The organism is Dietzia papillomatosis NBRC 105045 (genome assembly GCF_001570845.1).
Taxonomy (GTDB): Bacteria; Actinomycetota; Actinomycetes; order Mycobacteriales; family Mycobacteriaceae; genus Dietzia; species Dietzia cinnamea.
On record NZ_BCSL01000112.1, the window covers coordinates 1 to 1,071 of the forward strand.

The following is a 1,071-nucleotide window of genomic DNA, read 5'->3' on the forward strand; positions in this document are numbered from 1 at the left end:
GCCTGGGAACTGCACACCCGCTACCCGGCGATCCTCGAGGCCATGGCCGCCGGGCTGATGGAACAACGCGTCGCCGAACTGCTGGCCCGGCAGATGGCCACCGTCCGCGGCGACGTGTTGGAGAAGGTCCAACGCCAGGTCGTCGAGGACTACCTCAACGGTGTCGCCGCCGGTATCCGCCTGGGCGATAAGGCCCTGCGCGATGACATCGACGCCGTCATCGGTCGCCACGACCCCGACGCCATCCGCCTGCGCAAGGAAGACGCCAGCCGCGGCCGCGGTGTGCGCATCGGCAAAGGCGTCGACGGTATGTCCACCGTCTCCGCCCTGCTGGCCACCGAGGAAGCCGCCGTGCTGGCCGAGGCCCTCGACCAGCGGGTCGCCGAACACCAGGCCGCCGACACTGGCGCAGCCGCCGCGGCCGACCCGGATGCCCCGGCCGAGCCGGAGCCGCGCTACTCCAAAGCTGAACGCCGCGCCGACGCCCTGATGTCGCTGATCTGCGGCGACACCCCCACCCACCCCGACACCGACACCGGCACCGGCACCGACACTGGCACCGACAGTAACGCCGGCCCGGGCGACCCGAGCGCCGCCACTGGCGGCGGTCAGGGGCTGGCGCCGGTATTGCGGCCGAAGGTCACCGTCATCGCCACCGGCGACAACGGCCGCGACGACCACGGCGCGCGGGTGGAGTTCACCCGCACCGGCCAAGCCGCCCTGCACACGCTGATGGAGATGCTCGCCACCTCAGATGGCGCCTCGTTCGAGCAGGTCGATCCCCGCCTCGGCGCGGCCGACGACACCGCCGCCGCGCTGAGATACCGGCCCGGTGCCGAGTTGGCGCGCCGGGTCCGGCTTCGCGACGGCACCTGCCGGCACCCCGGGTGCACGGTCCCCGCCGACGACTGCGACCTGGACCATGTGGTGCCGTTCAACCACGCCGACCCCACCGCCGGCGGCCAGACGGTGGAGGCGAATCTGGTCAGTCAGTGCCGCCGCCATCACCGGTTCAAAACCTTCTCCGACTGGACCTACAAGCTCGAGCCCGACGGCACCCTGATCGTGACC

1 protein-coding gene is annotated in these 1,071 nt (G+C 72.0%); it reads left to right on the forward strand.

All coding sequences use genetic code 11. The annotated features are described in order from the left end of the window. A partial coding sequence (locus tag DPA01S_RS16035) for an HNH endonuclease (protein WP_157076994.1) occupies positions 1-1,071 on the forward strand: 1,071 nt, incomplete at both ends.